Here is a 26,989-nt window from a genome sequence, read left to right as displayed (position 1 = left end):
ACGTGATGGCCGAAATCGGCAAAACACGCCCCCGACACAAGACCCACATATCCAGTGCCGATCATTGCTACGCGCATGGGGGGTCTCCTTCCTAGAGCCGGGATCAAGGCGGGGTGTTTGATAGGCCATTCCGGCCAGAATATGACATCCAGAAATCACAGACAGCTGCGTGCGGCTACAGCTCTTGGTCGAAGGCGCCGATTTCGGGGTGAACGGACAGTTCATCCTTGATGGCCTTGAAGATCGCCCTGACATCATCCGCACTGTCCGGGCTTTCGACCACTATGACGAGGTTTGGCGTATTCGAACTGGCGCGCACGAGCCCCCAGGCCCCGCCCTCAAGGGTAAAGCGGACCCCGTTGACGGTGTTCACATCAATGATCTTGCGCCCGGCGATCTGGACGCCTTGGGCTTGCTTCGCCTTGAAGGTCTCAACGATACGCTCGACCACGGCGTACTTCTCTTCGTCCGAGCAGGCCGGCGACATGGTCGGAGAGCCATAGCTGACCGGCAGGTCCGCTTTGAGGTCCGCAACGGTCTTGTCCGGGTTGCGATCCAGCATTTCCAGAATGCAGCGCGCAGCGACGATCCCGTCATCATATCCGCGGCCAACGGGCGGTTGCAGGAAGAAATGGCCCGATTTCTCAAACCCGGCCAACGCGCCCAGTTCATTAGCGCGACGCTTGATGTAGGAATGCCCGGTCTTCCAGTATTCCGTTTCGCAGCCATTGGCCTTGAGCACCGGATCGATGGCGAACAGGCCCGTGGATTTCACATCGACAACGAACCTGGCGCCCTTGTGGCGCTCAGACAGGTCGCGCGCCAGCATCAGGCCCACCTTGTCCGCGAAGATCTCGTCGCCGGTATTGTCCACGACGCCACACCGGTCGCCGTCGCCGTCAAAGGCCAGACCGATATCCGCGCCTGTCTCCTTCACCCGGTCCGACAGGGCATGAAGCATTTTCATGTCTTCCGGGTTCGGATTGTATTTGGGGAAGGTGTGATCCAGCTCGCAATCCATCGCGATGACCTCGACCCCCATGGCCTCAAGGACTTCGGGTGCAAACGCGCCCGCCGTGCCATTACCGCAGGCGACAACCGCCTTGATCTTGCGCGACAGCGACATGCCCTTGACGAGATCCGCCTTGTAGGCCGCCGCCACGCCGGTCTCGCGTACATATCCGCCGCCCGATCGCGCCACGCCCTGATCGTTCAGGACAATCTCCTTGAGACGGCTCATTTCATCCGGCCCAAAGGTGAGCGGGCGCTCCACCCCCATTTTCACGCCGGTCCAGCCATTGGCGTTATGGCTGGCGGTGACCATGGCGACCGAAGGAATATCAAGATGGTATTGCGCGAAATACGCCATGGGCGAGAGCGCAAGGCCAATATCGTGCACCTCGATGCCCGCCTGCATCAGCCCCACTTCCAGCGCCTGTTTCACACTGAGCGAATAGCCCCGGAAATCATGCCCGGTGACGATCTTGGGCTCCTTGCCCAGCTCATGAATGAGCGTGCCGAGCCCCAGCCCCAGCGTCTGAACGCCATAAAGATTGATCTGCGGCGGCTTGTCTGATCCCGGATGGCCGAACCACCAGCGCGCATCGTATTCACGGAACCCGGTCGGCGTGACGAACGCCTCGGTTTCAAATTCCCAGGTATTGGGCTGAAGATCGGTGCGCATTTGGGTCCCCCTCAAAATGGCGCGCCCTGCAACGCGCATGTGGATTCAACTCTGCCGCGTACGGAATTAGCAAACAAGTGTGACGACTAGTCGGCGGCCATGGCGTCAATGCGTTCGGCGAACCGCACCGCAGACGCACCCGCTTCGCCAGGAGCGGCCGGTGTGCTGACGCGCCCCAAAACGGCATCCACGAACCGCGCCACATTCGCGCCCAGCGGATCGCGACCTTCAGGCGTATCGGCATAGTCGGGGTTGAGATCATAACCTGTGGTGTTCTTGAAGGTGCGGGCCACGAAATCGATTTCGATCACCCCGTCCTCATACTCGACGACCATGCCGCGGCGGCGCTCATCGGCAATCCGGCTGGCTTTCAGCTCCAGTTCGGCGCCATTGGCGAAACGTGCAGACATCCGGACCTCGTCCAGGCTGTCGCTACGTTCGGACTTGCCCTCGACAGACAGGGTCTGGGCTTCGGCCTGGGCAATCAGGGTCAGCGCCAGATCCAGATCGTGCACCATCAGATCGAAGGTGACCGAAATATCCGTGCTGCGCCCGCTCCACGGCCCTTCCCGCCAAGCCTGAATGCGCTTGGGCGGCGTATCAATCGCCGTCAGCCCCATGACGTCGAACACCAGCCGTTCCTGGTGTCCGCAGGCGAGCGGCAAATTCTGCTCGGAGGCCAGCCGGACAAGTTGGTCCGCATCGTGTGCAGTGACCGCCAGGGGTTTCTCGATCAGCACCGGTTTGCCGGCTTCCAGAACGCGGGCGCCCATCTGGGCATGGGTGACGCCCGGACTGGCGATGGTGACGATATCGACCGCTTCCAGAAACAGCCCGACCTCTGAATAGGCCGTCACGCCATGCGTGTCCGCCAGCGCCTGGGCGCGCTCCTTGTCCGGGTCGAAGATCGCAGTGAGCGTGGTGTCGGGATTCTCCACGTATTTGCCAGCGTGGTAACCGCCGAAAACACCCGCGCCGATCACGCCTGCGCGCAAGGGAGAAGTCGCCGTGCTGCTCATGAAAAGGCCCCGTCCGTCTGTAGGCTTGAGAGTGTGCTCGTCTTAGACCGCGTTTGTCAGTGAGGCAAAGAGCCCAATCGCCGCGCCCTAGCTGACCCCGGCGCGGAGAAGGTCGTGGATGTGCAACAGCCCTACAGGCTTACCGGTTTCGTCACACACGAAGAGCTGGGTTATCTTGCGATCTCCGGCCGTCATGATCCGCAACGCATCCGACGCCAGCGCGCCCGGGGTCGAGGTGATGGGGCTGGGCGTCATCACGCTTTTCACCGATTGCTCGATCAGATCCGGGCCCATTTTTCGGCGCAGATCGCCATCGGTGACGATGCCGGACAGCTTGCCCTCGCCGTCTGTGACGCCCACACAGCCAAACCCTTTTTCGCTCATCACGATCAGCGCGTCGCCCATGCTGGCCAGTTCCGGCGCCAGAGGCATGGCGTCGCCCGCATGCATCAGCTCATCCACCCGCGCCAGCGCCGAGCCCAGCGCGCCGCCGGGGTGATAGCGTGCAAAATCGGTCGCGGTGAAGCCGCGCGCCTCGATCAACGCCACCGCCAACGCATCGCCAAACGCCATCATCATGGTGGTCGAGGTGGTGGGCGCGCGGGTTTCGCCGCAGGCTTCGGGCGCCTTGGGACACAGCAAAAGGATGTCGGAGCCTTTCGCGAGGGTCGAATCCGCCCCCGCCGTCATGCCGATCAAGGGCACGCCGAAGCGACGGCAATAGGCGATCATATCGCCCAGCTCCTTGGTCTCGCCGGAATTGGACAGCGCCAGGACCGCATCATCGGCCGTGATCATGCCCAGATCGCCATGGCTGGCTTCTGCCGGATGCACATAAGAGGCGGGCGTCCCGGTCGAAGCCAGGGTCGCGGCGATCTTGCGCGCAACATGCCCGGACTTGCCGACACCGGCGCAGATCAGTCGCCCCTTCAGTCCGGCGACCAGTCGAACAGCCTCGACACTGACCTCGTTCAACCCATCGCTGAGCTGGGAGAGGCCATCCTGCTCAAGGCTCAACGTGCGGCGCATGGCCTTGAGAATGGCGGCGGGTTCAAGCGCTGTAGCGGCGGGCGACATGGTCCTGTCCCTGAATTGATGCGTGGTGATCACGCGGGGGCGCCCCCTGTACCAAGCCGGACGAGAACAGGCTAGACGCGGATGCGTCTGCAGATGGGCTCGACGGGCAGGCGGTAAAAGGGGTAAACCGCCCGCCAACACAGTCTGCCCGCCAGAGGAAACCCAACATGACCCGTCTTGTGCTCACCCGTCACGGCCAGAGCGTCTGGAACCTTGAAAACCGGTTTACGGGCTGGGTCGATGTGGACCTGACCGATGAAGGCGTCAAACAGGCCAAGCGCGGCGGCGAATTGCTGGCCGAGGCCGGGTTCAAGCCCGACTTCGCCTGCACTTCCGTGCTCAAGCGGGCCATCCGCACGCTCTGGTTCGCCCTTGAAGGCGTAGACCGGGTCTGGGTTCCGGTGGAGAAAACCTGGCTCCTGAACGAGCGCCATTACGGCGGGCTGACGGGGCTGAACAAGGCCGAGACCGCTGAAAAGCATGGCGATGAACAGGTGAAGATCTGGCGCCGCTCCTATGACATTCCGCCACCGGCCCTGGAAACCAGCGATGAGCGCCACCCCAGCCATGACGAGCGCTATGCCCGCCTCGATCCGGCGCTTCTGCCCGGAACGGAAAGCCTGAAGCTGACCCTTGATCGCGTTGCGCCCTATTTCAACGACACCATCGCACCTAAGATCAAGGCGGGCGAAGACATCCTGATCTCCGCCCATGGCAATTCGCTGCGCGCGCTCATCAAGATGCTGTTCGACGTCTCCGCCGACGATATCGTCAAGGTGGAAGTACCCACGGGCAATCCGCTCCTGATCGAGCTTGATGGCCTTAAGCCGGTCTCTGCGCGTTATCTGGACGAAGATCGCGCCCAGCCGCTCGACTTCGCAAACTGATCCCATGCGCTTACGCCCGGTCACGGCCGAGGATCTGCGCCTCATGGATACAGCGCTGGCGCTGGCTTATGCGCGGCTGGGCGCCACCGCGCCCAACCCTTCTGTGGGCTGTGTGATCGTCAGGGGCGACCGGATTGTCGGCGCAGCCGCCACGGCCCCCGGCGGACGCCCGCATGCCGAACCCCAAGCGCTGGAACAGGCCGGCGCATTGGCCCGGGGCGCAACGGTCTATGTCACGCTGGAGCCCTGCGCCCATTACGGCAAGACGCCCCCTTGCGCCGAAGCGCTGGTCGCAGCCCAGCCGGCCGAGGTCGTGATCGCGTGCCGCGACCCGTTCGAACATGTGGCCGGGCGCGGCGTCAGCATGCTCAAAGAGGCCGGGATCGTGGTCGTGGAAGGCGTGCGAGAGGCAGAGGCGATGACGCTGAACGCCGGGTTTTTCCAACGCTTGAAAACCGGGCGTCCGCTGCTCGCTCAAGATACCCGCGCCAGCCTCTATGACGCCGATCTGGAACTGGAAGCGGGCGAGGACATTGATACGGCGCTGGCGCGGCTAGGCGCACAAGGGCTGACACGGGTGCGGCAGCGTTAAAAACGCGCTTTGTGCACGCTCCGACAAGATAGCGTTAACAGGGCCGGGTCCACACTCGCCCTCAACGGGCGACAGCGCCCAACGCCCGTAACGGATCAAAGATGATCGGAAAGCCTATCCAGTATCAGCCGCTGAGCCAGCTTGAGGTGGATGAAATCTGCCGCAAGCATGAGTTCTTGATGAATGGGCGCATGGGCGGCGCGCGGGCGAACTTTTCCTACAAGATCCTGAAGGGACTGAATCTGTCAGGCCGCAACCTCGCGGACGCGGACCTGTCGGGCGCGATCCTCGAGGGGACGAATTTTTCCGGCGCCAATCTGACCCGCGCGACGATCTTCGCGGCCGACATGCGCCAGGCGAACCTCTCCGGCGCCGTGCTGCACCGGGCGGATATGCGCGGCGTGATCCTGCGCGGCGCGGACCTGACGGGCGCGGATCTCAGCCAGGCTGATTTGCGGGAAGGCGCCATCGCCCAGGTGGACCGGGAAAAGGGCCTCGCCGTCATCACCCATGAACAACGCCCCGGTGAAGCCAGCGAAGCGCGCTTCAAGGGCGCGAACCTGTCACAGACCAAGATGACCGGCGCCGTGGCGCAATCGTCGGACTTCACCGACGCCGTTCTGATCGGCGCGCGGTTGACCCGCGCCAATCTGCGCGGGTCACGCTTTCCCGGCGCCAATCTGCAGGACGCCGATCTGTATGGCGCGGACCTGAGCGATGCTGATATGCGCGATTGCGTGCTGATTGGCGCAAAGACCGATATGTGCCAGTTCCAGCGCGCCAATCTTGAAGGCGCGCTGCGTGATGCCCCGCCGCCCGAAATCGCCGATCCGGGCGGAGAGACCGCAAAAGCGCTGGACCGCCATGCGCGCTGGTGTGAAACCGGCGGCGCGGAAGGCGAGCCTTCCACCTTCAATGACAAGGATTTGCGCGGCCTCAAATCACTGGCAGGCCGCAACCTCACCGCACTTCAGGCGCGCAACGCCATCCTTTACGGCCTCGATATGGAGGGCGTGGAGCTGCAGGGCGCCAAACTGGCGGGAGCGGATTTGCGCATGACCTCCTTGCGCGGCGCCGATCTGCGGGGCGCGGATCTGAAGGGCGCGAAGCTGAACAACGCCGACTTGCGCGAAGCCCAGCTCGGCCCGCTTGTGCTGCCCAATGATCGCCTGCTGGCCGCCTCCATTGCGGATGCCTGCCTGCGCTACGCCGATCTGTCGGGCGCGGACCTGCACCATCTGCAAGCTGAAGCCGCAGACCTGTCCTTCGCCCGTCTTCATGGCGTGGATGCGCGCAAGGCCGTCTTCACCCGCGCTTTCTTCACCGGCGCCAAGGTGAGCGCGAAATTCACCTCCATGGTGGAAGACCTGACCGATGCGGTGGATATCAGCGCCGCCTGAGTCGACACCCGCCTCGCCAGCCGATAAATACTCATTCTGAGCATAAGGGGCCCCGCCCCTCTGACAGGTGATTTCATGTCCGCATTCACAAACATCTACCGCCACGGCTTCGCCCGCATCGCCGCCTTCGCACCGGAGGTCCATCTGGCGGAGCCCCTGGCGAACGCGGAAACCCTGATCGGTCTGGTGCGCCAGGCGCATGAGCGCCATGCCGCGGTCTGCCTGTTTCCCGAACTGGGGATCACCGGCTATTCCATCGACGACCTGCATCACCAGACCGCAATGCTGGATGCAGCGGAACAGGCAGCCGCCCGGATCATCGAAGCCAGCAAAGGTCTGAGACCATTGATCCTTTTCGGCTGCGCGCTCCGCAGCGCCGGCCAGCTGTTCAATTGTGCGCTGGCGGTCCAGAACGGCCAGCTGCTGGGCGTCATCCCCAAGAGCTATCTGCCGAATTATCGCGAATTCTATGAAAAGCGCTGGTTCTCGGACGCCTCAAGCGTGATCGAGGACACGATCGAAGTCGGCGGACATATTGCGCCGTTTGGGACGGACCTCCTGTTTGAAGCGCTCGACCTGCCCGGCCTCATTGTCCACGCCGAAATCTGCGAGGATTTCTGGTCACCGATCCCGCCCAGCCTGTATGGCGCGCTGGCCGGCGCAACCGTGATGGTGAACCTCTCCGCCTCGAACGCGACCATCGGCAAGGCGCGCGAGCGCGCCGCACTGTGTGACGCCCAGTCCCGCCGCACCCATGGCGCTTACGTCTTTTCCGCCGCTGGCGCAGGCGAGTCCACGACCGATCTGGCCTGGGACGGTCAGCTTCTGGCCTACCAGCAAGGCGTGTTGATCGCGGAAGGCGAGCGTTTCCTCAATGACGCTCCGGCGGTGCTTTACGCCGATATGGATCTGGAGCAGATCACGGGTGAGCGGGCACGGCTGTCCACATGGAGAGACGCCTGCGCCCGGCACGCCGACGCCCTGAAGGGTTATACGCGCATCGGATTTACGCTGGAGATGGATACGGACGCCGAGATCGCCCTGGAACGGCCCGTGGCCCGCTTCCCCTTCGTCCCCAATGACGCGGATCGGCTCGATGAGGACTGCTACGAGGCATACAACATCCAGGTGCAGGGCCTAGTCCAGCGCCTCAAGGCGACCGGTCTGAAGACCGCTGTGATCGGGGTGTCGGGCGGACTGGATTCCACCCAGGCGCTGATCATCACCGCTCGCGCCTTTGACCGGCTCGGGCTCGATCGCTCCGACATTCTGGCGGTCACCCTGCCCGGTTTCGCCACCTCAACCGGCACGCGCCAGAATGCGCTGGCGCTCATCAAGGGTCTGGGTGCAACCCATCGCGAAATCGATATCCGCCCCGCCGCCGAGCGCATGCTGGCCGATCTCGACCATCCCTATTCAGATGGCGCAGACCAGTATGATGTCACCTTCGAAAATGTGCAGGCCGGGCTGAGAACCGATTATCTCTTCCGCATGGCCAACCATGAAGGTGGGCTGGTCATCGGCACGGGCGATCTGTCCGAACTGGCCCTGGGCTGGTGTACCTATGGCGTCGGCGATCACATGAGCCATTACAATGTGAACGCCGGGGTCGCGAAGACCCTGATCCAGCATCTGATCGGCTGGGCCGCGCGCCGGGAAGAATATGGCCCGGAGGTGTCTCGCGCGCTCATGGCCGTACTCAACACCGAAATCTCCCCCGAGCTCGTGCCGGCCAGTGCGGATGGAGCGATCCAGAGCACCGAAGCCGCGATCGGGCCCTACCCGCTCAACGACTTCTTCCTGCATTATGTGGTCCGCCACGGCTTCTCGCCCGCCAAGATCGCCTTCCTCGCCGAACAGGCCTGGGGTGACGCCAGCGCTGGCGACTGGCCGCCTCATGTGGCCGATGCCGACCAGCGCGCCTTTGACCGCGCGACCATTCTTCACTGGCTGGGCGAGTTCGCCAGACGCTTCTTTGGCAGTTCACAATTCAAGCGTTCAGCCGTTCCCAATGGGCCAAAGCTGACCTCTGCGGGCGCCTTGAGCCCGCGTGGCGACTGGCGCATGCCGTCGGATTCCAGCGCCCGGCTCTGGCGAGATGCGATTCAGGCGCTCAAGGACGAGTTGCTCTGACACGAAAAAGCGGCGCATCTCATTTTGGGAGACGCGCCGCGAAGTCGAAAAAGGGGAAGTCAGTCAGAAAAGTTCGGCCCGATCAGGTAGACGCCGACAATCGGGGGGAGGGACGACGTGCGTCCGACTGATCGGGCCATGATCCCGGCTAGGCGGCGGACGCCTTGTCAGCCGAGATCAGCTTGGTTTCAGATTTGCCGTTCACGGCAATGCGGCGTGGTTTCTTCGCTTCGGGAATTTCCCGCTCCAGCTGAATGCGCAGCAAGCCATTTTCGAGGCTGGCCTCACGCACCTGGACATGATCGGCGAGATGGAAGCGGCGCTCGAACGAGCGTTCCGCAATGCCGCGATGCAGATAGTTGCGCTGATCGGCGTCCTCAGATTGCGTGCGCTTGCCCGCAATGGTCAGAACGTTTTCCTGCACTTCAATGTCGAGATCATCTTCGCCAAATCCGGCGACAGCGAGCTCGATCTGATACTCGTGTTCAGAGAGCTGCTCGATATTGTAGGGGGGATAGCCGCCGGTCGGCTCCAGCTTGGCCGCGTTGTCGATCATGTTGGCCAGACGGTCAAATCCGACAATCGTGCGGTAAAGCGGTGAGAAATCAGTGGTACGCATCGTATCGATCCTCCTTGGAAGCGATCGGACCCGCAATGCGGGCTATGGGTTTCTAATGGTCCGCCATTCCGACCACCCGCAGCGTGCAGCGTGGTCCGTCCGGCAATCCGCAAAGCCCCATCTGGCGGCCTTGCACATCTGGAATTGGGTAAGCGGATCAGAGGGCGCAAGAGGGCAACGCGATTTTTTTCAACTTCTCGTCATTCATCGGGCTCGCGCCATTGTGAGCTCGGGCGTTCCGGCTCTATGATCCCCGCCATCACGGCTAATCGGAGTGAGTATATGCAACGCCTGACAGCTCTTCTTTCCGCCGCCTCGGCTTGCGCCGTTCTGGCGGCTTGCGGCGCCCCGTCCTCTGACGAGGAGATGGAGACCACCGCCCCGGCTGCCGACATGGCCGACGACTCCGCCAATATGGATGGTTACCAGGACGATGGTGACGCCATGATGGCCGATGACGACGGCGCCGAGACCGGCAGCCTGAGCTGGGCCGTTGACGGCGAATGGCGCAGCGAAGACGCCAAAGCCCGGGACGCCTACCGCAACCCTCGGGAAACCTTGGATTTCTTTGGCATCGACCCGTCTGGACGTGTCATGGAAATCTGGCCCGGCGGCGGCTGGTACACCGATATCCTGGCGCCTTGGGTCAACGCCAATGGCGGTGAATACATCGCCGTCTGGTCTGACATTGCACCGGACAATCAGCGCGCCCTGGACTTTCGTCAGAGCTTCGAAGACAAGTTCGGCGGCCCGATCTATGGCGACGTCACAATGGCCACCTTCGACAGCGAGACCGGCCCCATTGCCGAGCCGGGATCGGTGGACGCCATCGTGACTTTCCGCAACACCCATTCCTTTATGGGCCGCGGTGCGGCGGAAAAAGCCTTCAGCGATTTCTATGACGTCCTGGCGCCGGGCGGCGTCCTGGGCCTCGTCCAGCACCGTTTGCCGGCTGATCGCGTTCAGGATCCGCGCGCGAGCACGGGTTATGTGCAGCAAGACCTGGTCGTCTCCATGGCGGAAGAAGCAGGTTTCGAGTTGGTGGAAGCCAGCGAGATCAACGCCAACCCGGCGGATACCGCCGATCACCCGTTCGGCGTCTGGACCCTGCCGCCCGTGTCGCGCACCTCGGCCTTCGGCGAACCGGCTGATCCGGACTTCGACCGCGCGCCTTATGACGCAATCGGTGAGTCCGACCGGATGACCCTGTTGTTCAGAAAACCCGAAGACGCATAGTCGTCATACAGACTGACGCCGGCCTGGTTCGCCAGGCCGGCGTTTTTCTGACGGCTCACAGCGCGGCGGCGGCGAGCTGTTCAAGCGCTTGGGCATGCAATTGCGGGGTCGCGGCGGCGAGCATCTGCCCGCCTTCATGGGCGGGCCCGCCCCGCCAGTTCGTGATCACGCCGCCGGCGCCGGTGACGACCGGGATCAACGCGCCCACATCCCAGGGCTTAAGACCGCTTTCGATCACAAGGTCCACACCGCCAGCCGCCAGTGCGGCATAGGCATAGGCGTCCAGCCCGTATCGGCGGACCTTTGCGGCCTGGGCCAGGCGGGAAAAGCAGTCCGCCTCGGCGCCCTCGAACAATCCCGGATCTGTCGTAGAGAGGATCGCGTCTTCAACACGTGTCACAGCCGGGCGCGTGCGCAGGGATTGGCGGCTTCCGCCATGATCCAGCCAGGCGCCCTGCCCGGTTACGCCGCTGAAGCGTTCGCCGGTAAAGGGCTGATCGATGACGGACAGAAGAGGACCGTCCGGGCCATAAAGTGCGATGAGAACGCACCAGGTTGGCAGTCCCGCAATAAAAGCGCGCGTGCCGTCAATCGGATCAACGACCCAGGTCCGACCAGACTGCCCCAGCGTTTCGGCCTGTTCCTCACCCAGAACGCCATCCTCAGGGCGCGCCTCGGCCAGAATGGCGCGAATGCGGGCCTCGATGGCGCGGTCTGCTTCAGTCACAGGATCGAATTCGTGCGCCGGTTTGGCGTCCACATGAAGTCCGGTCCGGAAGTGTTGCAGGGCTATGGGACGCGCCGCGTCCGCGAGCTGAGCGGCCAGCGCCAACTCTGCAGACACATCCAGATCGGGCATCATCAACTCGATGTCGAACGACAAGGCTTAAGCGACGTTTTCCCCGCGGGAATCGGGATCGAGCGACCGAGCCAGCTCAAGCAGGCGACGACGCGGCCGTTCGTTGAGCTTGTAATAGGCGCGGACCAGATCAAGCGTCTCTTTTTGCGAAAGCACGTCGGCGGCGACGTTCTCGCCCTCTGGCGCGGCGGATTCACCAGAGCCCTGAAGACCTTCGTAGAAGTATTGAACGGGGACATCGAGCGCTTCAGCCAGCTCGAACAAGCGAGACGCGCTGACGCGGTTTGCGCCGCTCTCGTATTTCTGGATTTGCTGGAAGCGAATGCCGACCGATTGCGCAAGCTGTTGCTGGGTCAGGCCCAGCAGACGGCGACGGCGACGGATCCGTTTACCCACGTGATGGTCAATTGCATTGGTCATTGTGAAAACCCTCGATCAATTTTTCCAGTTGCGACTCCCCCGTCATCATCGCAACACGACACTTCAATGACACCTGAGATATGGCACAGCCCTGTTCGCCTCGCAAGTGAACACAGCAGCACACATCGCTTCTGAGGAAAGACTCTTAGAATATGCTTTCCAAAAAACTTTACTCCGCGGCAAGTCTACCTGTGTGTTCCGTACAAATCATAGACTTGGCCCATGTTTTCAGGCGTTCAGTCAATTTGTCCATACTCGACGAAGGTTGCACGTCAGCCTCACGCAGATACAATCCGCGATTGATTTCCACTTGCATGACATGCACTGCGGCCAAAGGCTGACCGTAATGCTCCGTTGTGTACCCCCCGGCATATGGACGGTTCCGGGTTACCGCAAAGCCCATCGATTTGAAATACGCTTCTGCATGGTTGATCAAATTTCGCCCGCAGGAGGCGCCGAAGCGATCGCCCAGAACAATGTCTGCGCCTCGCCCGCTCGATGACGGCATGGAATGGCAATCAATCAGAACCGCATGACCGAACTGATCCACGGCCCGGTCGATCTGGGACTTCAAAGCATCGTGATAGGGACGGTAATACGCATCAATCCTGCGGCGGCCTTCCGCGTAAGAGATCTTGCCCGGATGAATGCTCCGTCCATCCGCCGCAAGACGCGGCACAACGCCTAGCCCGGCCGACGTACGCGCATTGGGGGGCGCCAGCCCGATCGACGCCGCATCCTCAAACAGACGTGCGTCCAGCTCGTCCGGTCCACGATTGGGATCCACAAAGGCCCGCGGAAACAGCGCCTCGACGAAGCTCGCCCCCATCTCGGTCACCGAAGTGAAAAACTGGTCCACATACGCATCTTCTGACCGGCGCAGCACAGACAAGGGCGCGCTGACCTGACGCAGAAAGCCCTCTTCATAACATCGTCCCGAATGCGGCGAGGCGAAGATGAAGGGCGAGGTGCGCAGATCAGGCTCATGAACGATCACGGGTTCATGAATCACGCCAATCATGGATTCTGATGCCGGTTGCATGGGTTGATTGTGATCGCAAAGCGCAGAAGGTCAATGCGGCATAAGCCTCACTGATAAAGCGGTTGCGCGGCGCCTATGCGTTCAGTTGACTTTTACGAGTTTGGGTTAGCCTATCGATTGGTGGAAACAGACAAGGGGGCGGCAATGGCCCGCATTCTTCTGGCAGAAGACGATGACTCCATGCGTGACTTCCTGGCCAAGGCGCTCAATCGCGCGGGCCATGACGTGGACGCTGTGGCTGATGGCGAGGAAGGGCTCGATTCTCTGGGCGAAACGCCTGGCGCATACGAGCTGCTGCTGACTGACATCGTCATGCCGGGCGTGGACGGGATCGAGCTGGCCCGCCGCGCGGCCCAGATCGACCCGGGCTTGAAGATCATGTTCATCACCGGCTTCGCCGCCGTCGCACTGAACGCCGGCTCCCAGGCGCCCAACCAGGCCAAGGTCCTGTCCAAGCCCTTCCACCTGCGCGACCTGGTCGACGAAGTCGCGAAAGTGGTCGAGGCCGCTTAAGTGAAGCAAATCCCGCTTGATTGATGGTACAAAGCTGACTTCATTAGCCGTGTCTGCAAGAAAGTTTGCGGAACCGCTGAAGTTAGGAGCCTCACATGCGCCAGCACAGTTGGCTTGTCTGCACTGCTAGCAGCCTTGCACTTTTTTTCCCGACAGCCGCCAGTGCGCAAAGCCCTGACCTGCAGGCTGTGATCGCCTGCAGCAATATCACTGAGGATGCAGCACGACTGGCTTGCTATGATGAGGCGGTCGCGCCGCTGACGGACATCTCGGACGATCTTGTCGTTGTGAACCGCAGCGAAGTCGAAGCGGTTGAACAGGACGGCTTCGGATTGGAGCTTCCCAGCCTCCCCAACCTGTCCTTCTCCCTGTTCGGCGGTAGATCTGAGAGCAGTCTGGAAGAACCAGCCGAGGACGAGGCCGCTGCGCCCGGGAACACCGCCGAAGCGCCTCGACAGTCGGAAGTCTTGTCCCGCACGAATGGCGGACAGATTGATGAAATCCGCCTTCAGCTCGCCGAGATCGAGCGCCGCGGCTATGACGACGTCTTCTTCGTCATGGTCAACGGTCAGGTCTGGGAGCATGTGGGGGGCCCGGACCTTCGCCGGTCACCGAATTTCAATCGCGGCCCGGTCTATGTGGAGATCCGGCGCGCCAGCATGGGCAGCTACTTGCTGCGCGTGAACGGAAGCGGCGCCGCCTATCGCGTAGTGCGCCGGGAGTGATCATACTCAAACCGGCAAGAAAAAAGGGGTAAGGCCCAGGCCTTACCCCTTTCTTTGTTCGCTTAGAAACCGCACTTGGTTTCAAAGAACTCGAACAGGCCTGGCAGCCACTGCATGTTGTCCTCGAAGGTACGCGGACTGTGGCCCATGTCTTCGATTTCGACATAACTGATGTCGACACCCGCGGCCTCTGCGCCGCTGACCCAGCGACGGCTATGCTCGACGGGAACAGTGGTGTCGTAATCGCCATGGACGATGAACATCGGACGCTCCACCTGATCCACGAGTTCGATCGGGTTCACACCGTCAATCGTGGGCTGCTGGAACTCCCGCAGGAAACGGCTGCCCGACAGACCGCCGCGGATGCGACGGATATCGGCCACGCCAGCGCCGGATGCAATGCAGTTGAATTGCGAATTGGGACGGGTTGCAGCCGCAAACGCGCTGTAACCGCCATAGGACCAGCCGAAGAAGCCAAGCTTGTCCGGGTCGGCGATGCCTTCCTGGATCAGAGCTTGAACGCCATCCTCGACATCATCCTGCATGCTCAGGCCCCACTGGCGATCGCCTGCGATCCAGTGCGCCTTGCCCAGCATCCGCGAGCCGCGATAGTTCGGCTGGAACACCGCCCAACCGCGGTTGGCCAGCATCTGGGCCCATTCATCATAACCCAGATAATCACGAACCCAGGGACCGCCATGCGGCATGGCGATCAGGGGATGCGGCCCTTCACCTTCAGGCACCGTCACATAACCGCTCATCGGCATGCCGTCGCGCGCCTCGTATTCCACGAGATAGCTCGGAGACAGCGCTTCGGGCGGCAGATCAGCGTTACGACCGATCAGACGCGCCACGCGCCCATCCCGCAGCAGATACCAGGTGCCCGGATCCTGCGGACCGGAGGTGTAAAGCAACACCGTGCCGCCATCTTCCGAATACCGGAGAATCTGCACTGAACGGCCCGGGAAAGCCTGGGTCAGGCCCGCATGAAGCCCGCCGAACTCTTCGTCGATGTAATATTGCTGGATGCCTTCAAGGTCGGCATAGCGATAGCCCACAACACGAGAGCCATCAGATGCACGCGGCGACAGGATCGCGTTGACTGCGTCATAGTCGGGCGTGCGGAACAGCAGCTCACGCTCTCCGGTCGTGATGTCCTGTTCGTAGATCCCGATGGTGTTCTCACCCGGCTCGTCTGCCGAGATCAGCGCCGTGTTGGGCCGTTCGGGGTCATAAAAGCCCAGCAGGTCAAAACGGTCCCGGTTCGATGCATCAAGCGCGCCAATCTCACGCCAGTCATCTTCCGGTCCCGTCCGCGCCAGGGTGATCACCCGGTTCGCGGACACGTCGTATTCGGTGGCGCCGCGCACTTCGCCCTGACGGTCCACAATCAGGCCGTCAAACCGGCTATTGCCCCGGAACACCAGTTCCCGCGCGCCCGTAGCAACGTTCGTGCGATACAGGTTCGGGCTCTGGCCGCGTTCTTCAGTGTGCGCGACGAGAATGTGGTCAGGGTCATCGATCAGGCGGCTTTGCACACGACCAACGCCCAATTGGGCCATCATGTTGGATGCATTGCTGCGAATGTCACGGCCGCCGATACGGACCATGCTGCGCCAGCTTTGCTCCTCAACGTCAAAGGACAGCACGCGAGGCAGAAACACCGGCCGTCCCGCTTGAGACAGCTCGACGATCATCGACACGATGAGATAGCGGTCATTCGCCCAGAACAGGCTGGTCGGCGTCAGACCCTCTTCCACCGCAATCGCCTGAAGGCTGCCCCCCAGATCATCGGCGTCAAAAAGCAAAAGTTCAGGATCGCCAGCTTGCGAACGGCGCATCAGCATGGCGATCCGCTCTGCGTTCGGCGACATGTCGACGGCGGTCACCTGGTCGGTATCCGCCCAGACCTCAACCTCAATTTCTTGCGGCTGGGCCCAGCTTGCACCGCAGCTCATGGCGAATGCGAGCAAGACCAGAAGCTTCCTAATCACAAGGCTCCCCATCATTTTCATCCTCGGTAAGATTTTTCCAAAGTGTCCCGGAGCAGCGGAAAACTGTCAAACGTTACTGCTGGTAAAACACGGAAAAAAAACGCCCCGCGTCTGAGACGCGGGGCGTTTCCTAATCCCGTGAAGGATCGCAGTCTTAGAACTGCTTGGACACGTTCACGAAGAACGTACGACCGTTCAGGTCATAGCCCGTGCCGCGAACAGAGTTCACATTGGTCTGAACGAACGGTGCTTCATCGAAGACGTTGTTCACACCGGCGCGGAACGCCCAGGTGTCGTACAGGTAGGACACGGACATGTCGTGCACGAAGTACTCCGGAGAGTCTTCAAGGATCACGCAAGGACCGTCGCCAGCCTGGATACACGGGTTGAAGGACGAAGTCGTCGTATCTTCCGGATCATCATTGTCTTCGATGAACTCGGAGATGTAACGGGTCTGCCACAGCACGCGCCAGTCTTTGTAACCCAGCACGTGGGTCAGGCTCGCACGGAATTCCGGGTTGCCGTACTCGGTCAGATCGTCGTCGATCTCAACACCGTCGGCCAGGAATTCTTCTTCCGTTTGGGTCAGCATCTGAGTGCCGCGGAAGATGGCGTCGTAACGCAGGCCGGATTCGACCCAAGGGACATTGAAGTCCAGACCAAACTCGACGTTCAGGTCGACACCTTCGGAGACTTGCTCACCCAGGTTCTGGTTCAGAGCTTCCACGAAGGTGATCTCACCAGAGTCAGGCGAACGCGTGATGAAGGCGCACTGCGGATCGGCGAGGTTGTTGTCGTTGTAGCAACGGCTCACGATCGTGGTGGCGGAAAGCTGGTCAACCTCACCATCCACAGCAATGTGGAAGTAGGTGGAGGTCAGACGCAGATCGAACCGATCGAACCAGGGCTGTTCAAGCACGAAACCGCCGGTGAACGCTTCAGAGGTTTCCGCGTCGAGGTTCGGGTTGGAGCCCGAAGCCACTTGGGTCGGAGAACCCAGGAAGGTCACGGTCGGGGTGCCCAGACCAGAGGTGCCCAGGGTGAACGGATCGGTGCCCGGCAGGTTGAACGGGCCACCGCCGTTGATGCAGTTCTGGATCACGGACGCTTCGCGGGTGTCCAGGCTCGGGTCGTACTGACGCTGATCCGGGGTAGACGGATCGTTGTCGTGATCGACGAACGGCAGCGCGGTGCCCGGCACGCGGCACGGGTCATTCGGGTTGCCGAAGCCTTGCACGCGACCACCGAACTGTTCGTTCAGGTTCGGCGCACGGAAGGAGGTGCCGAAGGTGGAGCGGAAACGCAGCCAGTCATTCGGAGCGTACAGACCCTGGATACGGTAGGTGATGTACGAACCGAACTCGGATTCCTGAGTCCAGCGAGCGGCCAGGTTGAAGGACAGCTCTTCAGCGAAGTCCAGACCGGACAGAACCGGGATCTCGGTTTCGGCGAAGGCTTCCATCAGGTTGCGCTGACCGTTGGAGCCCGGGTCACCAAAGAAGCCGAAGAAGTCGCCGGCAGCCGCCAGAGCATCGGTATCGGTGGTGATGGAGTCTTCACGGTACTCGTAACCCAGAACCAGGCTCATCGGACCGGCCGGCAGGTTCACCAGATCACCAGCGACGTAACCGGTGTAGATGTTCTGCTCAACGGCGGTGTTGGAGATGCGGTTCGGGAAGAAGTAGTCGTTGTCTTCTTCATTTTCGAAACGACCCGTGGTCAGGAAGGTTTCGCTGAAGAAGTCAAGCGGACGACAGACGACCTGCTGGCCTTCGTTCGGCACGCCGCGCGGATTACAGACTGCTTCGCCGCCGACGATTTCGGTGTTGGCGATGGTCTGCTCGAAACGCGGGTAGTGGTAGACGCCCTCAACGCGGTCGAAGCCCGACGAACGCGAGTGGCTGACATATGCGTCCCAGGTCCAGTTGTTGAGCGTGCCAAGACCGTTCAGGAACGGCAGCTCACCGCGCAGACCGCCGATGAAGCGGGTCTGGGACACGACCGTGTCGGTCTCGATCTGAGAGCTGTAGTACAGCGTCGCGTCACGGCCGAACTGGTTCAGAGCATAGGATGCCGGCAGACGAACGCGGCCCTGACCCGAAGTACGGGTGGAGGTGTCACGCTCGCTGAAGGAGGCTTCGAAGTAAGCGGTGATGTTGCCATAGCCGCCCAGCTCGTACTCACCCGTGGTGTACAGGGTCAGACGTTCGAAATCCGGAGCGCGGACCGCGTCCAGCTCTTCCGGCCACAGCAGCAGGGCCCGGCCGTTCTCGGAGCCCGAGGTCAGCAGGTCTGATGTGATCGGAACGCGGAAGAAGCCATTCGGAAGACCGGCTTCGTTGCGGGTCGGATCGTAAGCGACAAAGCCGATGCCGGCCACGGAGCCGGAGCCCGCGCCGAAGGAACCGCCGCAGCTCTCGTAACGCTGGCCGGAAGCGCCGACTGCGTAAGAAGAGATACAGTCACCTGCGAAGGGTTCCCAGAAGGAACCGAACTGGCGGTTGGTGTAGCCGTCGGTTTCGGAATATTCAGCGGCGAAGCCGATGAAGCCACGGTCCGAGGTCACGCCCAGGGTGCCCGAATAGACCTGCTGACGGCCACCGTCGCCGGACATTTCCGGGTCGGTCATGAAGGCGTCGAGGGTCAGACCGTCAAAGTCATCCTTGAGGATGTAGTTCACCACGCCGGCCACGGCGTCGGAACCGTAGACCGAGGACGCGCCGTCAACGAGCACTTCAACGCGCTCGATCAGCGAACCCGGGATGAGGTTCAGGTCAGGCGCGCTCGGTGCGCCGCGCACGCCGGCCGGAGCCAGACGACGACCATTGACCAGAACCAGGGTACGGCCAGCGCCTTGGCCGCGCAGGTTGGCGGTCGCCGAACCCGGACCGTTGTCAGACAGGATGCCGCCAGACGTGGACAGGCCGGTGGTGATCTGCTGGCCGGTCACAACAGTGGTTTGCGCCAGCAGGTCTGCCGCGTCCACAAGACCGAGGTCACGGGCGATTTCGCCATCGATGACCTGGATCGGCGAAGCAGAGCTGAACTCGTCGCGCGCGATGCGCGAACCGGTCACAACAATGCGGTCGCCAGAGGCTGCCGGCGCAGGCGCGGCTTCCTCTTCTTCGTTGGTTTGCACCGGTTCGTCCGCTTCCTGAGCGAAGACAGGTGCACCGCCCATGGTCAGCGCCGCAACGCCTGCCAGAACGGTCGAGCGCAGCAGGCGCTCTTTGTTGGTATTGCTCACGATCGTTCCCCTTCGGATTGGAACTCCACCTCTGCGTGTGGAGCTAGCACGCGCATATCTTTTACACGCTTGTGAGGTTTTCTAGATCAGGAAGGACAGGCGTCCTAGATGCTGATCACAGATTTGACACATTCCAGAACCTGTTTCGTCAACAATGTTGCTTTTTTGCAATAACCACGGCGACCAGCTGTCACTCTCAGCCCTCAGCATCCAGCAGCTGCAAAACACTGCATCCGCCACAGCAAGGGCGATTGACACAGACAAGCCCCCCGACTTATTACGCGTCCTCTCGCGGCCCACCGCCGCGATGTCTATGGCATGCCATAGCGGGCGCGTAGCTCAGTTGGTCAGAGCACTACGTTGACATCGTAGGGGTCACAAGTTCGAATCTTGTCGCGCCCACCATTCCCTACTCCATGATGAATTTGCCACTCGGAACGCTTTCAAGGCGCTCTTTCGGATGCAAACAAAAGACCGCGCAATGCGCGGTCTTTTGTCATTGGCAATGTGTCCGGCGCCTAACCGAGTCTATCGAGCAAATCCTGCTCGAGATGATGCAGGCGCGTGCGGGCCTGCCGCCAGCGCCACCACAAGGCCAGTACTTTCAGCCCGTCCACGAGGTAGCGCTTCCACATGCGCCCCGGCTCCTCCGCCAGACGGAACAGCCATTCCAGACGCGCCTGCTGCATCCATTGAGGCGCCCGGCGCGCCTTGCCGGACAGGAAGTCCAGCGATGCGCCGACACACAGCCCCACCCCCGTGCAATCACCGCGCTCAAGGCACGCTTCCGCCACCAGCTCCTGCTGGGGAGACCCGACGCAGATGAAGCTGAACCGGCTGGGGTTGGCGGCCACGAAAGCGGCGCACTCGGCAATGGCTTCAGGATTGGACTTCAGCCCCATGGGCGGCTGATGCCAGCGAATGTCGGACAGGCCGTACCGTTGCTTGAGGCCGTCAATCACGCCGTCATCCCCGCCAATGACGACCACCGGCTCGTCCGGCTCGATCACTTGATCAAACAGCGCTTCTGTCAGGTCCGAGCCCGTTGTGACATCAACATCCTCGCCCGACAGCTCAGCTATCAGCTCCAGAACGCGACTATCGCATACGGTCAGCCAGGCCTGGGCATACAGACGGGCCAGAACCGTTTCGCCCTGCAGACGGACCAGATGGTCCACATTGGGCGTGACGACAAAGGCGAAGTCCTGCTTGGCGGGACGCTCGGCAATCCGCTTGAGCGCGATATCGGCTGAAATCCGGTCGAACGCCGCATTGAGGAACCAGATATGACGCGCGCCCTGGCGTCGGTCCTGGCTCTTCCAGACCACATCCGTGGACAGGGCATTGAGCTTTTCTGAGTCGAGATGCGCAGTCATCGTGCCGTTTTGCTCCAGTCTGAAAGACTTCAGGCTGAAACGAGCAAGAACCGCGCCGCATCCAATCTCGGACTTGCGCGCATCCCTATGGCGTATCTGCAACGGATGACACGCCATGTCCCCTTCCGATCATATTCTGGCCCTGACGCTCGGCTCGACTGCCGCCGCCCTGGTGCTGGCCTTCTCCCCCGCACAGGCCGGCGCCCCGGCGCGCGGACAACATCTGGAAGTGCAGATTGGGCCCCTGGCCCTGAATCTGGGCGGGCCGGAGTGGATCAGCCTGGGCGCTCGAACGGACTGCCTGCAGCAGGGCTGTCCGATATTGAACGTCGCGATCGACCGCTCAGCCGCGCCGCAAACGGCGCCAAGCGAAACGCGCCGGGTGAAGACGTGCGAGACCGGAGCGTTCCAACGGGCCTGGTTCATTGCAGAGCGCGCTGACGAGGGCTTCGGCGAGCAAGGGCGCGTGTGCAAAGCCGCGCGCGCCGAAACCGCCTAGGACAAACACGAAAGACGGCGCCAGTGTCATGTCCTGCGGGACCGGGCCGCCCTTGGCGTGCGAACGCCAGGCTTCGTCAAAGCCTGTGGGCGGCAAACCGCCCACCAGCGGCAGACGATCCGCAACAGCCGCCCGCACACCCGACCAGCTTTCATGACGCGCACCCAGCGGGATTGGACCGCCCGGCGCGGAGCGGGCCTGGCTTCTCAGTTCGGCTTCAGCCTCCTGAACGTCGCCCGCGTCTTCGCTTTTGACATGGGTCGCGCCGATCAGCATCCGATCCCCCAGGCGGGCGGCATACCCGCCCCACGCCGCTGGAGCGCGCAGATCAAACCCGCTCTCGAACAGGGCCACCTGCCCGGCTGTGGGTTCAAGCGCGAACCCTTGAGCGCCTAACAAACGATGCTGCGCCCAGCCCCCCGCACAGATCACGGCCGCATAGGGGCCGAACGTCTCTGCCTGCCCGGTGGAGAGCCACCAGCCATCACTGCGTTGCTCAAGATGCTCAATGGCAACATCCCGGCAGGGCGCATCCTTCGCCAGCTCTGAGACCAGCATGGCCGGCCGGATCTGCGCCGCAGACGCCATCCAGAGCGCCCCCGCCTCTGCGCCTAGCCCGCATCGCGCTTGCGCCTGTTCCGGATCAAGAAAGCCAAAACCCTCATCCAGCGCATCGGCCAGCTGGGCCAGCCGCTCCGCCGCCCTGGCGTCAGAGGCCAGCCGGGCCACGCCCGTCGGCTCAAAGCCCTGACAGTCTTGATAAGCGATGCGGGCATAATCAAACGCCGCCAGCAAAGCCCGGTTATGGGGGCGATCGGCCACTTCCAGCCTGGGGGTCAGCAGGCCGCGCGGCGCGCTGGACGCCCCGGACGCCCAGCCGCCTTGCGCAAACACTTCCACGCCTCGCCCCCTCAAGGCAAAGGCGTGCACCAGGCTCGCCGCGGCGATGCCGCCGCCGATGACAGCGATGGGTCCGTCGACCGCTTGCGCGGCGGGAAAGGGCGTTGGCGCCTCATCAGGGCTCTCGCCCGCAAAGATCGCCTCCAGGCGCTCCCGCTTGCGTCCAAACCCCGGCTTTTTCTCAACACTGAACCCGGCGGCGGCGAGGCCCCGTCGCACCGCGCCGGCCACCGTGAAGGTGACCGCCGGCGCGCCCGGCGCGCTCAAACGCGCCAGTTCGGCAAACACATCAGTGTCCCACATGTCCGGGTTCTTGGCCGGGGCGAACCCGTCCAGGAACCAGGCGTCCGCCTTGAAGGCCATCTCGGGCAAGGCGGTTTCGGCCAGATCATGGAACACCGTCAGCATGACCCGACCGTTCTCAAAGACGCGCCGGTGCGGGCCTTTATGGGGGCTGGGCCAGACCTCGGTCAGTTGGGCGCTCAATTCCGCCAGCTCCGGGAACGCCGATAGCGCGCGCTTCGCGTCGTCACGGTGCAACGGGAAGCCCTCGACGCTGACAAAATGGAGCCGGGCGTCGGACGGAGCCGTCTTCACAAACAGATCCCACAGCGCCAGGAAATTCAGCCCGGTGCCGAAGCCCAGCTCGGCGACCACGGTCGGGCGGCCCCTGGCGAAGCGTTCCGGAAAGTTTGCAGCCTTCAGAAACACCGAGCGGGTTTCGGCCAAACCATCCTCGGCCGAGAAATAGACATCGCCCGCATCCACGGCGACCGGGCCGGTCTCGGTCCAGTCAATGCGGGCATGGGGGCGCTTGAGGGCGTGAGGATCAAGGCGTTCAGACATGACAGCGCCCGCCTTGGCCAAAGAGCCGGGCGGGCGCAAGTCCTAATTACGGCGGGGCGTCAGATCGTCGGCGCGTTGGAGCTGGCTTCCTCAAGCTCTGCAAAGCTCGGCTGGAAGCTGCTTGGCACATTGCCGCGGCCGATCTCGACGGAGATCTGGGCGGCGTTGCCGTGCAGATGCGCCACAAGGACGGACTGGATGATCTTGTAGAAGGCGCCCTCTTCTTCATAGATCTCGTTCAGGCGCGCCGCGAACGGACCGACCAGGCCATAGGCCAGGAACACCCCGAGGAAGGTGCCCACCAGGGCCGAACCGATCTTGGCGCCGAGCACGGTCGGGGGAGAGTCGATCGCGCCCATGGTCTTGATGATCCCCAGCACCGCGGCCACGATCCCCAGCGCCGGCAGGGCGTCCGCCATGCTTTGCAGGGCGTGGGCCGGGGTGGCGGCCTCGTGGTGGTGCTTTTCGATCTGCTTTTCCATCGCGTCTTCAACCTGGTGGGGGTCTTCCAGGTTCATCGTCATCATCCGCAGCGTGTCGCAGATGAAGTCGATGGCGAAATGGTCCTTCATGATTTTCGGATAGGCCGAGAAGATCGAGCTGTCGTGCGGGTTCTCGATATGGGATTCCAGCGCGATCACGCCCTTGGTCTTCATGGTCTTGGTCAGCTGGAACAGCAGCGTGAGCAGGTCCATGTAGTCCTGCTTGCCCCATTTGGGCCCGGCCACCAGCTTGGCGAAGTCGCCCGCCGTCTTGGTGATCGTCCCCAGCGAGTTACTGATCAGGAAGGCGCCGATCGCCGCGCCCATGATCATCATCAGCTCGAACGGCAATGCCGCGATGATAATGTCGAACTTGCCGCCGGCGAGCGTGAAGCCGCCGAACACCATCGCAAACAGGACCACAATCCCGATAATCTGAAACATTCCCACCACCCGTTCTAGGCGACGTCCGAAGGCCCGGCGGCTCCTGCCGCTCTGTCTGCCCTTCAGCGTCCGATTTCGGGACGGTTATACGCGCTGATGCTTAAGGCCCGGTTTTCGACGCGTTAGGAGGTGGGAAAGACTCTGGATTTGGCTCGGGCGCTACTCATTTCGCCCGTCCGTGTTTGATGCTCGAACATAAGCCCCAGCACCAAGCACAAGCCCGAACACTGCGGCCATCAGCAGCATGGACGAAAATGAAGCATAACTTTCCCGAAGATAAGAATAAATGAAACCGACGAAAAAGAATCCAACCGCCGAAAAGATGCCAAACCGAGTGGCGCCAACCAATCGCGATCCATTTATTTTCATGATGCTGGCACTCCTCTGCTCTCACCATTTCGGTCTCGAGTTCATCAAGGCGTGAGGCGGCGTCCTAATTAAATCGGTCTGCACGGCATTGCCGCGCAGGATAGACTCAGACGACCCGCAAATATGGAGATTATCAAGCATGCAAGATCACTACAGAAAAAGGCTGCGATCAACTAGCAAGCTATAAATATATGAACCACGATCTTAAAAATTAATTGGCATAAACATACTACACGCAAAAGAGTACATTACACAAATCACTAACATCATCACAGCTCTAAAATTTTTAGAACCAGTATCTCTGAAATATAAAAATGGCATCAAAACTGCTATTAGGTAAGGCACCCATATTACAAGACTAACCCCCAAAATGTTTAGAATTATTGTAACAACAGCCCAAAATATAGGTATGAAATCAACTGACCTAATCACAATTAAATCCCACCACTTCATTTTATGAGGAACTTGCTGTTGGCGATAATCTGCAAGGGCCAACCATAATGCCATTTTCCGCCGCGTCTCTCGAGGCTCACGATACGATGCGCAGCCATGCAACTCCATATCGCAATATCGGGATCAATTTATGGCCCATCGAAGCAGTACAAAGGCGAAAGCGACCCAAGTTCTCGCGGCATTGGGTGAGCAATAAAATCTCGGCCGATATTCGTATGGTGCAGCGGCAGCGGCATCGATGGCCTACGCTATCGCTGAGAGCGGGGTGCGCCTCCGTGTGCATCTAGTTAGTCACAACGAGACAACACGAAAAACATCAATCTTTAATATCAACAGGGCGCATCAGCCCAATAATTATCGTAAATAAAATCATAGCAACGAAGTGAGAAAATAAAGAGCTGACCCCAAGCAGCACATGGTTGGTGCCCAGTATGTAAAGTATCGCAAACGAAACCCAACCAACCGCGAAAAGAGCACTCAATAAGGTAAACTCTTTAAGGTATTTATTCACATCAACGCTCCACACCAAATGAGGGCCAACCAACCTTTACAGGGCCCATCGCAACAACATGAACGAGATAGCCCCTGTCATCCTCTGGCCAGCATGGCCGTTCGCGACGCACCACCGCTTAATGTCTTTCAACATTGAACCAATCGCGCAATGGGATACCCACAATCCACATCGACAAAGAAAAACCTGCAATAAACACAAAGACGGCCACATGCTTCGCATAGCCGCCGAACGAGAAGTAATTGAAGTATGCGTTTATAGCGCTAGCCACCATTATTGCAGCAACAGAAACACCAAAAACTTTGTGTGCGATCGAATATTTTTTCATGTCTCATCTACCTGCATTCTGCACCTTCTGGGCCGGAACTAGCAGCGTTGAACACACCATAGGGAACACCAGCCCATTTAGCGACGCAGTTTCGGACTGAAATGAATAATCTCAGGCCAGCCGCACGAGTCCCACGCATAGCCGCCCTACTCGCATAGGCAAGGACGCCGCTCACGGGCGGGCCTATATCTGTAACCCTATGTGGCCGACCACACCGAGCCGCTTTAGCGCATCCGTACAGATTAGAAGTACTGCGCAAGAAGCCCAAAGCACAGACTCCGCACCTACGCTAAACCTCAATGCCCTCTTCGCCCCAAGGCAGCCGCATCTCTACAGCTATAAAGCACTCACCTTATTTTGAATCGGATCCGAACGTCTTAGACTCTGCATAAGACACATATGAATCGACCTGCGATCCGCAGGGAATGTAGAATGTATAATCAATTATGTTGTTTGACTGATAAAAGTCTATCAATGGGAATGCCTGATCATGCATAACTGCGGTAGCTCCAAGCCCTAGATACAGGTAATTGGCAGAAAGGTCGTATTCCTTTCGAACTTCGCAGTAGCCACCCGTGTTTCCCTGCTCAACAAGCGCCAATAATTTTTGTTCAGAAGTTAGATTCTCGTAGTTATCCACAAATATAACATGACCATCGGGGGAAGCAGTAATTATGGGGTCCTCGATATCAAGTAAGTTACGCGCAAACACATCGATATCGACTTCCAGCTCTACCTGTGAACAGGGATGCGCGCGGAACACACCCACTTCGAAGAGAGCAGGAAAGTCACTTCGGTAAATCCGCGCTCCGACCGCTTCACTTGCCGTTTCAAATGCAATCACGCGCTCTTCATTTCTCAAGGGTCGCAAATCAAGAATTGCAGCACACGGACTAGCACCCTCATCGCTTACAACGATCAGGCCTTGCGCTGGGTATGTTGCAGGCACTTCGACACACCCAACGATATGCAAGCTCATTGCGACAGTCGCTGCGCAAGATTTCATGGATGCCATCATTGAATATCCGCCAGTGTCACGCATGTATTTTCAGGTGTTGTTGGAGCATGGGTTACTTAAATTTCCCACCGATATACATATCTTCCTATAAATCTTTTCCACGGCTTACGATGTGCCATATGCCCCCGCAGACCAAGCTCGGCCATCTCTGTTCTTGAAACCGGAAGCCGAACCGGAAGTCGAGAAACTTCCAATTGGCTTTGCGTCGCAGATAGGCAGCCCGTGACGCTGCTGAGTTAGTTACCCCTTCGTCTTGCCCCTTAATGTGCGGGCCAGCTGCACGAGCCCCACGCATAGCGGCCCTGCTCGCATGGGC

General features: G+C 60.8%; 23 protein-coding genes and 1 tRNA gene. 8 read left to right on the top strand and 16 right to left on the bottom strand.

Going from position 1 to position 26,989, the window contains the following annotated elements:
- From RBA95_RS03260 to RBA95_RS03245, 4 genes are all read right to left on the bottom strand, one after another.
- The coding region (locus RBA95_RS03260) for a hypothetical protein (RefSeq protein WP_306015376.1) at positions 1 to 77 on the bottom strand (77 nt) is incomplete at its 3' end.
- 98 nt (positions 78 to 175) lie between these two features.
- Positions 176 to 1,684, bottom strand: a complete 1,509-nt coding sequence (locus tag RBA95_RS03255; protein ID WP_306015369.1) for a phosphomannomutase/phosphoglucomutase — start codon at positions 1,682 to 1,684, stop codon at positions 176 to 178.
- A gap of 86 nt (positions 1,685 to 1,770) precedes the next feature.
- On the bottom strand, positions 1,771 to 2,703 hold the full coding sequence (locus tag RBA95_RS03250) for a Gfo/Idh/MocA family protein (protein WP_306015368.1): 933 nt from the start codon (positions 2,701 to 2,703) through the stop codon (positions 1,771 to 1,773).
- An 87-nt stretch (positions 2,704 to 2,790) separates the two neighbouring features.
- Complete coding sequence (locus RBA95_RS03245) at positions 2,791 to 3,780, bottom strand: SIS domain-containing protein (protein ID WP_306015367.1); 990 nt, start codon at positions 3,778 to 3,780, stop codon at positions 2,791 to 2,793.
- A 167-nt stretch (positions 3,781 to 3,947) separates the two neighbouring features.
- On the opposite strand from RBA95_RS03245, the gene gpmA reads away from it, so the two are divergent.
- The 4 genes from gpmA to RBA95_RS03225 all read left to right on the top strand — a co-directional run bounded on the left by gpmA (position 3,948) and on the right by RBA95_RS03225 (position 8,792).
- Entirely contained in the window at positions 3,948 to 4,667 is a 720-nt protein-coding gene (gpmA, locus tag RBA95_RS03240) for a 2,3-diphosphoglycerate-dependent phosphoglycerate mutase (RefSeq protein WP_306015366.1), read from the top strand.
- A 4-nt stretch (positions 4,668 to 4,671) separates the two neighbouring features.
- A complete protein-coding gene (ribD, locus tag RBA95_RS03235; protein WP_306015365.1) occupies positions 4,672 to 5,259 on the top strand; it encodes a bifunctional diaminohydroxyphosphoribosylaminopyrimidine deaminase/5-amino-6-(5-phosphoribosylamino)uracil reductase RibD in 588 nt (195 codons plus the stop codon).
- A 101-nt stretch (positions 5,260 to 5,360) separates the two neighbouring features.
- A complete protein-coding gene (locus RBA95_RS03230) occupies positions 5,361 to 6,659 on the top strand; it encodes a pentapeptide repeat-containing protein (protein ID WP_306015364.1) in 1,299 nt (432 codons plus the stop codon).
- 75 nt (positions 6,660 to 6,734) lie between these two features.
- Positions 6,735 to 8,792, top strand: a complete 2,058-nt coding sequence (locus tag RBA95_RS03225) for an NAD(+) synthase (RefSeq protein WP_306015363.1) — start codon at positions 6,735 to 6,737, stop codon at positions 8,790 to 8,792.
- A 148-nt stretch (positions 8,793 to 8,940) separates the two neighbouring features.
- Here RBA95_RS03225 and RBA95_RS03220 read toward each other — a convergent pair whose 3' ends face one another.
- Positions 8,941 to 9,411, bottom strand: a complete 471-nt coding sequence (locus RBA95_RS03220; RefSeq protein ID WP_306015362.1) for an Hsp20 family protein — start codon at positions 9,409 to 9,411, stop codon at positions 8,941 to 8,943.
- A 282-nt stretch (positions 9,412 to 9,693) separates the two neighbouring features.
- On the opposite strand from RBA95_RS03220, the gene RBA95_RS03215 reads away from it, so the two are divergent.
- Positions 9,694 to 10,647 (top strand): class I SAM-dependent methyltransferase, encoded by a 954-nt coding sequence (locus RBA95_RS03215; protein WP_306015361.1) that lies wholly within the window; start codon positions 9,694 to 9,696, stop codon positions 10,645 to 10,647.
- A 55-nt stretch (positions 10,648 to 10,702) separates the two neighbouring features.
- Here RBA95_RS03215 and hisN read toward each other — a convergent pair whose 3' ends face one another.
- The 3 genes from hisN to RBA95_RS03200 all read right to left on the bottom strand — a co-directional run bounded on the left by hisN (position 10,703) and on the right by RBA95_RS03200 (position 12,968).
- Positions 10,703 to 11,506, bottom strand: coding sequence for a histidinol-phosphatase (gene hisN / locus RBA95_RS03210; protein ID WP_306015360.1), 804 nt, complete (start codon positions 11,504 to 11,506; stop codon positions 10,703 to 10,705).
- A 27-nt stretch (positions 11,507 to 11,533) separates the two neighbouring features.
- Complete coding sequence (locus tag RBA95_RS03205) at positions 11,534 to 11,926, bottom strand: helix-turn-helix domain-containing protein (RefSeq protein ID WP_306015359.1); 393 nt, start codon at positions 11,924 to 11,926, stop codon at positions 11,534 to 11,536.
- Positions 11,927 to 12,095: 169 nt separating this feature from the next.
- The gene (locus RBA95_RS03200; RefSeq protein WP_306015358.1) at positions 12,096 to 12,968 is read right to left on the bottom strand and encodes an N-formylglutamate amidohydrolase; all 873 of its coding nucleotides are present in this window, start codon (positions 12,966 to 12,968) and stop codon (positions 12,096 to 12,098) included.
- Between the two features lie 144 nt (positions 12,969 to 13,112).
- Between RBA95_RS03200 and cpdR the strand changes: the two genes are divergently transcribed.
- Both cpdR and RBA95_RS03190 read left to right on the top strand, forming a co-directional pair.
- Positions 13,113 to 13,481: a cell cycle two-component system response regulator CpdR gene (gene cpdR, locus RBA95_RS03195; RefSeq protein WP_306015357.1), complete on the top strand. Its 369-nt coding sequence runs from the start codon at positions 13,113 to 13,115 to the stop codon at positions 13,479 to 13,481.
- 95 nt (positions 13,482 to 13,576) lie between these two features.
- Positions 13,577 to 14,206 carry a hypothetical protein gene (locus RBA95_RS03190; protein ID WP_306015356.1) on the top strand — a complete coding sequence of 210 codons (630 nt, stop codon included), beginning with the start codon at positions 13,577 to 13,579 and terminating at the stop codon, positions 14,204 to 14,206.
- Between the two features lie 62 nt (positions 14,207 to 14,268).
- On the opposite strand, the gene RBA95_RS03185 is transcribed toward RBA95_RS03190, so the two are convergent.
- Both RBA95_RS03185 and RBA95_RS03180 read right to left on the bottom strand, forming a co-directional pair.
- Positions 14,269 to 16,200, bottom strand: coding sequence for a S9 family peptidase (locus RBA95_RS03185; RefSeq protein ID WP_306015355.1), 1,932 nt, complete (start codon positions 16,198 to 16,200; stop codon positions 14,269 to 14,271).
- A gap of 154 nt (positions 16,201 to 16,354) precedes the next feature.
- Positions 16,355 to 19,447 (bottom strand): TonB-dependent receptor domain-containing protein, encoded by a 3,093-nt coding sequence (locus tag RBA95_RS03180; RefSeq protein WP_306015354.1) that lies wholly within the window; start codon positions 19,445 to 19,447, stop codon positions 16,355 to 16,357.
- 328 nt (positions 19,448 to 19,775) lie between these two features.
- On the opposite strand from RBA95_RS03180, the gene RBA95_RS03175 reads away from it, so the two are divergent.
- A tRNA-Val gene (locus RBA95_RS03175) sits at positions 19,776 to 19,852 on the top strand.
- Between the two features lie 113 nt (positions 19,853 to 19,965).
- On the opposite strand, the gene RBA95_RS03170 is transcribed toward RBA95_RS03175, so the two are convergent.
- The 6 genes from RBA95_RS03170 to RBA95_RS03145 all read right to left on the bottom strand — a co-directional run bounded on the left by RBA95_RS03170 (position 19,966) and on the right by RBA95_RS03145 (position 26,661).
- Positions 19,966 to 20,823, bottom strand: coding sequence for a WecB/TagA/CpsF family glycosyltransferase (locus tag RBA95_RS03170; RefSeq protein ID WP_306015353.1), 858 nt, complete (start codon positions 20,821 to 20,823; stop codon positions 19,966 to 19,968).
- A gap of 343 nt (positions 20,824 to 21,166) precedes the next feature.
- Positions 21,167 to 23,068, bottom strand: a complete 1,902-nt coding sequence (gene mnmD / locus RBA95_RS03165) for a tRNA (5-methylaminomethyl-2-thiouridine)(34)-methyltransferase MnmD (protein ID WP_306015352.1) — start codon at positions 23,066 to 23,068, stop codon at positions 21,167 to 21,169.
- A gap of 59 nt (positions 23,069 to 23,127) precedes the next feature.
- Positions 23,128 to 23,994, bottom strand: coding sequence for a flagellar motor stator protein MotA (gene motA, locus RBA95_RS03160; RefSeq protein WP_306015351.1), 867 nt, complete (start codon positions 23,992 to 23,994; stop codon positions 23,128 to 23,130).
- A 1,138-nt stretch (positions 23,995 to 25,132) separates the two neighbouring features.
- Positions 25,133 to 25,327: a hypothetical protein gene (locus tag RBA95_RS03155; RefSeq protein ID WP_306015350.1), complete on the bottom strand. Its 195-nt coding sequence runs from the start codon at positions 25,325 to 25,327 to the stop codon at positions 25,133 to 25,135.
- Positions 25,328 to 25,445: 118 nt separating this feature from the next.
- A complete protein-coding gene (locus RBA95_RS03150) occupies positions 25,446 to 25,655 on the bottom strand; it encodes a hypothetical protein (RefSeq protein WP_306015349.1) in 210 nt (69 codons plus the stop codon).
- Between the two features lie 352 nt (positions 25,656 to 26,007).
- Positions 26,008 to 26,661: a hypothetical protein gene (locus RBA95_RS03145; protein ID WP_306015348.1), complete on the bottom strand. Its 654-nt coding sequence runs from the start codon at positions 26,659 to 26,661 to the stop codon at positions 26,008 to 26,010.
- Positions 26,662 to 26,989 lie beyond the last annotated feature (328 nt).

Origin of the sequence: Oceanicaulis sp. MMSF_3324 (assembly GCF_030733545.1) — a bacterium.
In the GTDB taxonomy this organism is placed as follows: domain Bacteria; phylum Pseudomonadota; class Alphaproteobacteria; order Caulobacterales; family Maricaulaceae; genus Oceanicaulis.
Note: the sequence above shows the minus strand (reverse complement) of the source record. Positions and strands in the feature narration are given on the sequence as shown.

Bases quoted from the DNA above. Each gene is read 5' to 3' on its own strand.
- RBA95_RS03145 (WP_306015348.1), bottom strand. From the start codon at position 26,661: ATGAAATCTTGCGCAGCGACTGTCGCAATGAGCTTGCATATCGTTGGG.
- gpmA (WP_306015366.1), top strand. From the start codon at position 3,948: ATGACCCGTCTTGTGCTCACCCGTCACGGCCAGAGCGTCTGGAACCTT.
- motA (WP_306015351.1), bottom strand. From the start codon at position 23,994: ATGTTTCAGATTATCGGGATTGTGGTCCTGTTTGCGATGGTGTTCGGC.
- RBA95_RS03230 (WP_306015364.1), top strand. From the start codon at position 5,361: ATGATCGGAAAGCCTATCCAGTATCAGCCGCTGAGCCAGCTTGAGGTG.
- RBA95_RS03215 (WP_306015361.1), top strand. From the start codon at position 9,694: ATGCAACGCCTGACAGCTCTTCTTTCCGCCGCCTCGGCTTGCGCCGTT.
- RBA95_RS03200 (WP_306015358.1), bottom strand. From the start codon at position 12,968: ATGCAACCGGCATCAGAATCCATGATTGGCGTGATTCATGAACCCGTG.
- RBA95_RS03170 (WP_306015353.1), bottom strand. From the start codon at position 20,823: ATGACTGCGCATCTCGACTCAGAAAAGCTCAATGCCCTGTCCACGGAT.
- RBA95_RS03205 (WP_306015359.1), bottom strand. From the start codon at position 11,926: ATGACCAATGCAATTGACCATCACGTGGGTAAACGGATCCGTCGCCGT.
- cpdR (WP_306015357.1), top strand. From the start codon at position 13,113: ATGGCCCGCATTCTTCTGGCAGAAGACGATGACTCCATGCGTGACTTC.
- RBA95_RS03220 (WP_306015362.1), bottom strand. From the start codon at position 9,411: ATGCGTACCACTGATTTCTCACCGCTTTACCGCACGATTGTCGGATTT.
- mnmD (WP_306015352.1), bottom strand. From the start codon at position 23,068: ATGTCTGAACGCCTTGATCCTCACGCCCTCAAGCGCCCCCATGCCCGC.
- RBA95_RS03245 (WP_306015367.1), bottom strand. From the start codon at position 3,780: ATGTCGCCCGCCGCTACAGCGCTTGAACCCGCCGCCATTCTCAAGGCC.
- ribD (WP_306015365.1), top strand. From the start codon at position 4,672: ATGCGCTTACGCCCGGTCACGGCCGAGGATCTGCGCCTCATGGATACA.
- RBA95_RS03190 (WP_306015356.1), top strand. From the start codon at position 13,577: ATGCGCCAGCACAGTTGGCTTGTCTGCACTGCTAGCAGCCTTGCACTT.
- RBA95_RS03225 (WP_306015363.1), top strand. From the start codon at position 6,735: ATGTCCGCATTCACAAACATCTACCGCCACGGCTTCGCCCGCATCGCC.
- RBA95_RS03250 (WP_306015368.1), bottom strand. From the start codon at position 2,703: ATGAGCAGCACGGCGACTTCTCCCTTGCGCGCAGGCGTGATCGGCGCG.
- RBA95_RS03255 (WP_306015369.1), bottom strand. From the start codon at position 1,684: ATGCGCACCGATCTTCAGCCCAATACCTGGGAATTTGAAACCGAGGCG.
- RBA95_RS03150 (WP_306015349.1), bottom strand. From the start codon at position 25,655: ATGAAAAAATATTCGATCGCACACAAAGTTTTTGGTGTTTCTGTTGCT.
- hisN (WP_306015360.1), bottom strand. From the start codon at position 11,506: ATGCCCGATCTGGATGTGTCTGCAGAGTTGGCGCTGGCCGCTCAGCTC.